The organism is Terrisporobacter vanillatitrophus, assembly GCF_051148895.1.
In the GTDB taxonomy this organism is placed as follows: Bacteria; Bacillota; Clostridia; order Peptostreptococcales; family Peptostreptococcaceae; genus Terrisporobacter; species Terrisporobacter vanillatitrophus.
Window position 1 is genome coordinate 1 of record NZ_CP154628.1, and the last position, 5,581, is coordinate 5,581.

Annotated in this window: 5 protein-coding genes; 3 read left to right on the forward strand and 2 right to left on the reverse strand. The window is 25.2% G+C overall.

The genetic code is table 11. The annotated features are described in order from the left end of the window. Positions 1–1,095: a plasmid recombination protein gene (locus TVTCOM_RS19855; protein ID WP_347449114.1), complete on the forward strand. Its 1,095-nt coding sequence runs from the start codon at positions 1–3 to the stop codon at positions 1,093–1,095. 1,121 nt (positions 1,096–2,216) lie between these two features. On the opposite strand, the gene TVTCOM_RS19860 is transcribed toward TVTCOM_RS19855, so the two are convergent. Beyond that, positions 2,217–2,801, reverse strand: a complete 585-nt coding sequence (locus TVTCOM_RS19860) for a hypothetical protein (RefSeq protein WP_434799781.1) — start codon at positions 2,799–2,801, stop codon at positions 2,217–2,219. A 300-nt stretch (positions 2,802–3,101) separates the two neighbouring features. Here TVTCOM_RS19860 and TVTCOM_RS19865 point away from each other — a divergent pair, with 300 nt between their 5' ends. Continuing rightward, positions 3,102–3,437 carry a hypothetical protein gene (locus TVTCOM_RS19865; protein ID WP_347449111.1) on the forward strand — a complete coding sequence of 112 codons (336 nt, stop codon included), beginning with the start codon at positions 3,102–3,104 and terminating at the stop codon, positions 3,435–3,437. A gap of 88 nt (positions 3,438–3,525) precedes the next feature. Then, entirely contained in the window at positions 3,526–4,776 is a 1,251-nt protein-coding gene (locus tag TVTCOM_RS19870; RefSeq protein ID WP_347449112.1) for a hypothetical protein, read from the forward strand. Between the two features lie 78 nt (positions 4,777–4,854). Here the strand turns inward: TVTCOM_RS19870 and TVTCOM_RS19875 are convergent, their stop codons facing one another. Continuing rightward, complete coding sequence (locus TVTCOM_RS19875) at positions 4,855–5,394, reverse strand: VanZ family protein (protein ID WP_434799780.1); 540 nt, start codon at positions 5,392–5,394, stop codon at positions 4,855–4,857. Between the last annotated feature and the right edge of the window lie 187 nt (positions 5,395–5,581).

Consider the following 5,581-nt stretch of genomic DNA (forward strand, 5'->3'; position numbering starts at 1 on the left):
ATGAGTAGCATAAGTTTTCATACTGATACTACGACATCAATTTCTCATAACAATAGAATCAATATCTTTGGAAACAAAGATATTGATTTGGATAAATTAGAAAGAAATATCTATTATATTCAAAAAGATATTAGAGAAATTTATAAGAACGAATTTGATGAAGTTGTAAGAGAATATAATTCCAAACAGAAAAGAAACGATAGGAAAATAAATGATTATTATAAAAAGATATTAAACGATAAAAAAACAGAACATCAAAGAGAGCTTATAGTAGCTATAGGTAGTAAAGATGAAAACACTACAGACGAAATTGTAGGTTTGAAAAAAAATATATTAGATAAATATATGAAAACCTTTCAAAGTAGAAATCCAAATTTAAAAGTTTATAATGCAGTTATGCATTTAGATGAAGCCAATCCACATTTGCATATAAATTATGTTCCAGTAGCACATTATGGGAAAGGTTTAAGAAAAAGAGTTTCTTATGAAAAAGCATTAAAAGAGCAAGGATCTTCATTTGAAGAATGGAGAAAAAAAGAAACTGACCTTATAGAAAATTTAATGAGCCAAGAAGGTTTTGAAAGAGATTTTATAGGTTCTCATAAACATATGAGTGTAAAAGAGTACAAAGATTTAAAAAAAGAAATACATAGTTTAAAAACTACAAAGGAGATGCTAAAAGAGACAATTAAAGAGTCGCAAAGTACCTTAAAAAAGATTAAAACGTATTCTAAGTATATGAGTAATGGAAATCTTCAGGGAACAAAAGTAGAAATAGTAGAATGTGATTATGAAGGTTTTAAAGGAGGTATTTATTATATTAAACCTTTTTATAAACTTGCATGTGACATTCATGATTTTGCTCTATCTGAAAACATATATTATGGAAAAAATAATATTTATAATTTTAAAATTAATGTTTTTGATGATACAACTTGTGGTGATAAAATTGATTTAATATCTAATTTTAAATTTAAAGTTGGTTTAGATAAATATTTTTCTACAGATTCTTTAGAGAAAGAACTTTTACAAACATTAAATCCTTTAATGAAAAATCACTTAGAAAAACTAAATAACATTAGCTTAGAAATTTAGTTTTTAGATATAAAAAAATAGATTTAGTCCTTCATAAAAGCATTCATTTTTTGAGTCATAGAAGAAAGTGTTTCATGGCTTTTTTAACTAGTAATTACACTATTGCTACTTTCAAATCTACTGACATATATACTTTTTTATACTAATGTCAGTAGATTTGTCAGCTGAGTATTCAGATTTACAATTTTCTATACTGTTTTTACCATATCACTAAAGTATATAGAAACTATGTCAAAGTTGTTTAATTTAAACATTTTACTTGTAATTACTATTCTTTTAATCTATCACCTTTTCTGTAATTTGACATAGTTTCCCTACACACAAGTGTAGGAAAACTATCTTGAAAAGGTATATCACCCCCCCTGGCATGTTACCACCATGCAAGGATCAAGACACAGTACTCGTAATTATCAACCTGTTGTAACTTAATACATTTATAACTTAATATAAGCTACCATTCCCCCCCGTAGCACAGGTATATTTGATAATCCCACTAAGGAATGCCTCATGCCCTTCTCTTTTTTGTTGTGGTGCAAGGTTACCACTTTCAGCCCCTATAATATCCAGTACTGATGAATATTATTATGCTGTTGGGATTGATTACCCAAGTGTTTCTGTTGGCACTAGACAATGAATAGGTCTATTCATCCCCTTGGCTCTAGGTCAAACACGCTTCCTTATAAAACCCTCTGCAACTTCAATGTTGTTGCCCCTATTCAATTTTTAATTTATTACAATATAAAAAGCCTGTCCCACAAATTGGAACAGGCTGTATAATCATTAGTTTATTAAATAACTCCTTTTTCTATTGCAAATCTATGTATATCTATGATAGAATTTATACATAATTTGATTATAAGTAACTCATTTTTAAACTTGTATGGTTCCAATACATTTTTAAATTCGTGTTACTTAAAGAAGTTTTAAATTTACCAACTCTTACATAGTGGTTCGACACTTGTAGGTTTAATATCAAGTAAGATTTCCTAGGTCTTATTTGATACTGTAAGTTTGAAACTTTTTTTTATGTAATTTTATAAATCAATTCTACTATTTATTTCCTATCTAGTCAACAAATAATTACATCAGTCCCTAGTTCTTTTAATTATCCTTCAAATTGATCACTTATCATACTTGTCTAAAAATTCCCTAAGAGCGACAGAAACTATATCTTGAGCCTTATAATTACTTTTATTGCAAAAATTCTTAAAGTCTTTATTTACATCAGCATACAGTTTAAAACTTCTAGTTACTATTTCTTTTTGTTCTACGTTATCAAGGATTTGTAATTTAGGTATTTCTATATCAATTATATTTTCATCTAATATCTTCTTTTCATACCACTCATAAACTTGGTCCATCTGCTTTAATTTCTTAGTCATCTCATCATAATTCTTAATCATTTCCAACAGTTTATGATACTCCTCTGACCTAAATGTTACAGGTGTGTTATTTTGATAACCTTCATTATCCATGTATTTTTCAACACTTTCATTACTTGTGTTACTTTTCACTACTTCTGTGTTACTTATATATTTCTTCTGCCTTTGGTCATACTTATATCCATTTTCTTTTATAATCTTTTGTAAAACTTTTTCGCCAATTCCTAAATTAGCTCTAACTTCTTTTACAGTTAATCCATCAGAGAGTAAATCATTCAATATTTCTAGTTGATTATTAAAAGACTTGTTTATAAAACTACTCAACTCCTACACCCCCAATAAAAAAATAACCTTATAATTTCTATTGTAAACTGTATCGGTTATAAAAGTAACTCCTTTGTAACACAAGCATAACTTATTTTACAAACCTAAAATAAAAACATGTAAAAAAGTAATTAATTTTTTTAGGAAAATATTTATATTATGAGATGCATTTAAATCAATTTCAAGCATTTTAAGACTCTTGAAATGCTTGAAACAATAGAATTTATATACCGTTTTAGAGGGAATCTTATATTTTTAATTGAATATATAAATAAATAAGTATTATTATAGGGGGGCCATATGAAATTAAAAAAAATTTTTAAAAAGAGTATCGTAGGATTATGTTTAATAGCTGCTTTAGGTGGAAATTGCACAAATTCATTTGCAGCCGATAAAATTACTAGCGGAATTTCAGACTTATATAATAGTGATCATACAACATTTTGTTCGCGTGGATGGGTTAATATTCAAAACAATGGCGGGGTGTATCATTACACATCTGCTGCTACATATCTTTTGGGGTTACGAAAATCAGTTAGCCCAAGAAAAACTGGCTATGGTAAAGTCTGGGCAACTAACACTAAAAAATATATGTTGCATTCAGGATTCTATACTAGAGTATTCTACGGTAAATAAAACAATTATTTTATAAAAAATAGCCTATTTCATATAGGTTATTTTTTTATAAAATATCAATAACTTAAGACATTTAAGGAGATTAAAAATGAATTTTAATAATATATCAAAATTTAAATTACTAAGTTTACTTTTGGTTTTTCAATTATCTTTTACACTTATACTTACTAATCTAATAATACAAAATTATATTAATTTACATACACATGTAAATATAAAGAACAATGAAATTAACTACGAAATAGCAGATAATTTACATGGAAATTCAGAACTAGAACAAAAAGTTATTTCAGACAAATCCTATTTTTCTAATCTAAAAAGTTTCCATAGTGATTTGATTAATAATTCAAAATTTAATTATTATGAGTATATTGATCAACAACTATATTTAAAAAAGTTTAATGGTGAAGAAAAGTTTTATAATGAATTTAAGTATAGTAAAGATATTCATGAAAATGGAGATGTAGTTATAAATGGCGAAAGATTATCTGGTATAAAAAATAAAATTGTTAGTGAATCTATTTTAGATAAATACAATATAAAAGTTTGCGAAGGTCGTATGTTTACCTCTGAAGACTTTTTATTTAAAAATTTCAATCAAGTTATTCCTATATTATTAGGCAATGATTTTAAAAACAATTACTCTGTTGGTGATACAATTGATGGTGAATTAAATTATTTTAAATTCAAGTTTAAAGTAGTTGGGATTTTAGAAAAAAATACCCTTTTAAATCCTTTAGATTCAAATAATTTAGAATCCTTGGATACATATATTATTACACCGTCATTTAATGTGTCAGATAATATTAAATTTAATTCTACTGAAGAAGTAATGTTTACTAACTTCTTTTATTTACAGAAAACAAATGGAATAGTTGGCTTAAGTGAAGACTTCCCACTAAGTGAATTTATAAGTGACCTTGAATATTTGGTAAAGAAAAATGATATCTTCGATTATCAATTAAATAATATATTAAAGCTTAATACTAGTTTTATTAAACTTTCATCTAATAATTCAATTAACATTATAAAACTTATAGGAATTTTTATGAGTGTACTTTCTATAATAATAGTTGTTTTTACTTCTTTACAAAAATTATTACATAATAAATATAATAATTTATCTATTTGTCCCTGGTTTAAAAAGGGTCTAATAAATGTCTTTATTCAATTATTTCTATTATGTCTGTTTTCAAATTTATTAGCTCATATATTAACAAATCTACTTTCAGGTAAACACTTAGAATATTCGTTAATGAATTTTATAATAAGTTTATTTATCATCACTATCGGTTTAATAATTTCATTTAATATATATAATAAAAAATTAATTAAATAAAAAGTGAAAAGACAGATTTAAGCTTTTCAAAATCTGGCTTTTGGATTTTATTTAATTAAGAATTATTATAATAAGTAGTTAAAGCTCTGTTAATATATAGCCCTTTTCCTTTAACTTTAAAATTATAAAGCCTAAGAAACAACCAATCACACAACCTAAAGTATTCATAAAAATATCTTCTAATTGTACAAACCTTCCTATAAATACTTGTACAAATTCTATTATTATTGAAAAAAACAATCCAATTAAAATACTAGAAGAAAACTTTTTGAAAATCATTATAGTTAATATGCCAAAAGGAATAAATAGTATTAAATTTAATATTGTAGCAAGTGTTAACCCATCTCTAAAAACATAGAAATCTATATATTCAGTAATGCTTATTATTGAGTGAATATCTCTAAAATTTTTATTAATAACATTTTCAAGAATACCAGTTATACTTAAAATAGTAAATAACATAATAATCCATAATGCTTTACATAAAGTATCTAATGAAGTTAAGACTATTTTCTTTTTCAAAATAAATTTAGTACAAATATAATAAATACCAAATACTATTAATGCAAAAGGTATTGCTATTATACATTCTGATATTCCTCGAAGTAAATAATTCATAAGTAACCCCCCCTTCATAATATTAAATACTCTATTTTATTTATTTTTCCTTCTTAGCTCCATGCAATGGCTCTATTATATTTTGATACGCCTGTCAAAATACCTATAAAGTTAAATGTTTTGACAAAAACATTTAATAGCACTAATATGATAGATATATGTAAAATATAAAAAAGAAGGTGAAAAA

Coding starts and splice junctions, on each gene's coding strand:
- TVTCOM_RS19855 (WP_347449114.1), top strand. CDS start 1: ATGAGTAGCATAAGTTTTCATACTGATACTACGACATCAATTTCTCAT.
- TVTCOM_RS19865 (WP_347449111.1), top strand. CDS start 3,102: ATGAAATTAAAAAAAATTTTTAAAAAGAGTATCGTAGGATTATGTTTA.
- TVTCOM_RS19870 (WP_347449112.1), top strand. CDS start 3,526: ATGAATTTTAATAATATATCAAAATTTAAATTACTAAGTTTACTTTTG.
- TVTCOM_RS19875 (WP_434799780.1), bottom strand. CDS start 5,394: ATGAATTATTTACTTCGAGGAATATCAGAATGTATAATAGCAATACCT.